The following is a 3,990-nucleotide window of genomic DNA, read 5'->3' as shown; positions in this document are numbered from 1 at the left end:
GTATAGTTTTCACCCTGCTCCGCCCCGGCCCAGGGGCGCTCATTCGCGCTGGCGTTGGTGTACTTCGCCGTTTGCGCTTTCCTGTCGGGGTGTCTTCATGAGTGTCGCGTACGATCCGAACAAGCTGGGGTGGCCTGCGGCCGCCGTGACTACAGTGGCCACGTTGGGGCTGCTGTTCATGGCCTACACGATCCACAAGAATACGTATCGGCATCCGCGCGACCCGATGAACTTCCAGGTCTATCACGCGGAAGACAACGCGAAAAAGAACACCGCGGCTCCGGCCGCTGAAGCCAAGCACTAAGCCCGTGCATCGGCGGTGGCTACAACGGCAGCGTGAACCAGAACTCGCTGCCGTTGCCCGGCTCACTGTCAACACCGATCTCACCACCGTGGGCTTCGACGATGCCCTTGGCGATGAAAAGGCCGAGCCCCGAGCCGGCGCGTAGCAATCGCGGCGCCTGCCAGTGGCGTTCGAACAGCCGTGGAACGTCGGCGGCTGGCACACCGGGGCCGCTGTCGCGCACGGAGATTCGCACATGGTCACCGCGTCGCTTGGCAGTGAGTACAATTTCGCCACCGTGCGGCGTAAAGCGCACGGCGTTGCCGAGCAGATTGGAGAGCACCTGCTGCACGCGTTGACTGTCGGCGTGCAGGAGCGGAAGGTGGTCATCGATATGACGGACGAAGCGCAATACCGCATCCTCCATTACCGGCTCGAAGATGTCGGCCGATTCCTTCACCAATTCCGACATCGCCACCGGCTGACGCTCTACTCGTAGTCGCGAACTCGCGATGCGCGAGACGTCCTGCAGATCCTGAATCAGTCCATCCGCCTGACGGGCGGCGCCGCGAATCGCTTCGACGTCTTCGCGCTCCATCAGCGGGCGCTCATCGCCGGCTTCGCGACTGAGTACCGCGCCGGTAAGCATCACAATGGCGTTCACCGGATTCCGCAGGTCGTGTGACACGATTGCCAGCATGTCATCACGCTCTCGTACCGCACGGCGCGACTCCTGATATAGCCGCGCGTTTTCGAGTGCCAACGCCGCGAGTCCGGCAAACTGATCGGCCACCTGGGCCTCGTCCACGCTGTGCGAGGCGCCTTCACCTGTGCGCACGAGATGCAGCGCACCGATCGCCCGGCCTCCCGCACGCAACGGCACGACCAGTATGGCACTCGCGCCCAGAGATTCCGCCCGCCCTCGTGCGCTTTTCTCGTGGAAATTCGCCGAGAGCCACGACGCGACATCGGTGATACGCTGCGCTTCCGTTTCATACGCCACGCGTCTCGCACTCGTCGGCGGCAAGTTCGGATTCAAAGCCTCCGACACACGCGATACCAGTCCCGATGTTTCATCGTGTCGTCGCGGATCCATATGCGTGGCCGCCGCCCGTCGGCTGTACCCTTCCGGAGTGAGCAGCTCGAGCAGACTCCAGTTGCCCAGTAGCGGCACCGGCAACTCGGCGATCGTCGCCATCGTCGATTCTACATCGAGCGATGCCGCGAGCACCCATCCCGCCGTCGCCAGCAATTTCTGTCGCTCCTCGTTCTTGCGCCGCTCACTGACGTCACGCAGCATCACCATGAACGTGCGTGTGCCTTCCATGGTCACGCGCGCGATCGACGCTTCGGCGGGAAACTGCTCGCCGTTCCGACGCAGGCCCGCGATTTCGCGTCGCTCGGCCATCCGGCGCGATTCCGTACCGCCCTCGGCGAACGTCCGCTCGTGCTCGCGATGCACCGCGCGAACCGCCGTCGGCAGGAGCCGATCGATCAGCTGCCCCAGCATCTCGGGCTCCGTCCAGCCGAAGATCTGCTCGGCGCCCTTGTTGAAGCGCACGATGCGGAAATTGTCATCGAGCGCGATAATGGCGTCAGCGGCGATGTCGACGATTGCCGCGAGCGCTGCATGCGAATGCGTGTCAGCCATATCACCAGAATAGCGTGTGCGCCCGGTATCTTTCCAGCATTCACCCGATTCCGTCCCGCTGGGCTTCGCGGCAGCGCGGTGTCATTCAACTTTTCACGCGGGTCTGCTAATGCGCTGGAGCTCCATTCCCCGGTTACCGGCGGCCGCTCTCGCGTTCTTGGCTGCCGGTACGATCTCGCCGCTCATGGTGAGCGCCGATCCCTGGCGAAACCGGATCTGGTTCGCGGGACTGATCCTCACGGGGATTCCGGTGGCATGGCGCACGTTTGCCGGCGTCCTCCGTGGAGAGTTCGCGGCCGACGTGGTGGCGATGCTGGCGATCGTGGGCTCGATTCTGCTGGGGCAGCCGCTGGCCGGCCTCGTTGTTGTGCTCATGCAAACCGGCGGCGAAGCACTCGATGCGTATGCCGTGGCCCGTGCCTCGAGTGCCGTGGCGTCACTCGAGGCTGACGCTCCGCGCACTGCGCACAGGGTGGTGAAGGGTCAGGTGCAAGACATCGAGGCCGTCGAAATCAAGCCGGGAGACGAACTATTGGTCCGCCCGGGCGAACTCGTGCCCTGCGACGGCACGGTGGTGGGCGGGTCGTCGCACGTGGACACGTCACGACTTACCGGAGAGCCGATCCCGGTGCGCGCGGCCAACGGCACGGCGTTGCTGTCGGGGAGTGTGAATCAGGAGGGTGCCCTCACGCTGCGCGCGGTGCGCACGTCGCAGGACAGCCAGTACGCCCGCATCGTCGATCTGGTACGCTCCGCGCAGGCCTCCAAGAGTCCGCTGCAGCGCACCGCCGACAAATGGGCGGTGTGGTTCACGCCACTCACCCTGGGTGCCTGCGTCGTGGCGTGGCTGGTGTCGCATGATTGGACCCGCGTGCTGGCGGTGCTCGTGGTGGCGACGCCCTGCCCTCTCATTCTGGCGGCACCGGTGGCGATCATTGGCGGGATCAACCGCGCCGCGCGCCGCTCCATCATCGTGCGGAACGGCGGTGCGCTCGAGGCGCTTGCATCCGTGAACACCGCGGTATTCGATAAAACGGGAACGCTCACCGTGGGCAAACCGCGTGTGCATCAGGTCGTCACCGACAATGGGACGGCGGCCGAATCGATGCTCGAGATCGCAGCCGCCGTGGAGCAAGGATCGGGACATCTGCTGGCCCGCGTGATTGTGGCCGAGGCCGAGTCGCGTGGTGCGACGATGATGATTGCCACGGAGCTCGTTGAGACGGCCGGGCGCGGTGTGACGGGGATAGTGAACGGACGCTACGTGGCGGTGGGATCGCCCGACTTCGTTCGCGAGCGGGTGCCCTCGATGGCAGCGCGGCTTTCGGCGCTCGAAGTGGGGGCGTCCGGGCTGCGGGCGTACGTGGCCTCAGACGACAGTCATGGCGGCGTGCCGGGTGGTCAGGCGCCAGGGGTGGCGCGCATTGATTTCGCCGACGAGCTGCGTGAGGAACTGGCGCCGATGTTCGCGGAGTTGGCGGCGCTGGGGATCACCGACGCCTATCTGCTGTCGGGCGACACGACGGCGAATGTGGCGAAGATCGCACACGAGGTGGGGATCACGCAGTTCGAAGGGGATCTCACGGCGGAAGCCAAAGTGGCGCGGGTGGCCGCTTTGGAGAAGCGTGGACGACGCGTGGTGATGGTGGGCGACGGGACGAACGACGCGCCGTCGTTGACCACGGCGACGGTGGGAATAGCGCTGGCGGGACACGGAGGCGGCGTAGTGGCGGAGGCGGCGGACGTGGTGCTGCTGGTGGATGATCCGCGTCGGGTGCCGGAGGCGGTGCGGATTGGGCGGCGGTCGCTGATGATTGCGAAGCAGTCGATTTTTGTGGGGCTGGGGTTGTCGTTGGTCGGGATGGGGTTCGCGACGTCGGGGATGCTGACGACGATCGCGGGGGCGCTGATTCAGGAGGGGATCGATGTGGAGGTGATTTTGAATGCGTTGAGGGCGATGCCTGCTGGAACTGCTGACAGCGCTAGGAGTTAGGGGCGCTAGGAGTTAGGGGCGCTAGGAGTTGGGGGCGCTAGGAGTTGGGGGCGCTAGGAGTTG

General features: G+C 65.3%; 3 protein-coding genes. 2 read left to right on the top strand and 1 reads right to left on the bottom strand.

From position 1 onward, the window contains the following. Window positions 1-97 precede the first annotated feature (97 nt). Entirely contained in the window at window positions 98-304 is a 207-nt protein-coding gene (locus ACESNG_RS23380; RefSeq protein ID WP_373061015.1) for a hypothetical protein, read from the top strand. Window positions 305-323: 19 nt separating this feature from the next. Here the strand turns inward: ACESNG_RS23380 and ACESNG_RS23375 are convergent, their stop codons facing one another. Next, window positions 324-1,934 carry an ATP-binding protein gene (locus ACESNG_RS23375; protein ID WP_373071117.1) on the bottom strand — a complete coding sequence of 537 codons (1,611 nt, stop codon included), beginning with the start codon at window positions 1,932-1,934 and terminating at the stop codon, window positions 324-326. 109 nt (window positions 1,935-2,043) lie between these two features. On the opposite strand from ACESNG_RS23375, the gene ACESNG_RS23370 reads away from it, so the two are divergent. Next, a complete protein-coding gene (locus ACESNG_RS23370; RefSeq protein WP_373071115.1) occupies window positions 2,044-3,927 on the top strand; it encodes a heavy metal translocating P-type ATPase in 1,884 nt (627 codons plus the stop codon). Window positions 3,928-3,990: the final 63 nt, after the last annotated feature.

The sequence above is a fragment of the Gemmatimonas sp. genome, from assembly GCF_041689975.1.
Classification (GTDB): Bacteria; Gemmatimonadota; Gemmatimonadetes; order Gemmatimonadales; family Gemmatimonadaceae; genus Gemmatimonas.
Note: the sequence above shows the minus strand (reverse complement) of the source record. Positions and strands in the feature narration are given on the sequence as shown.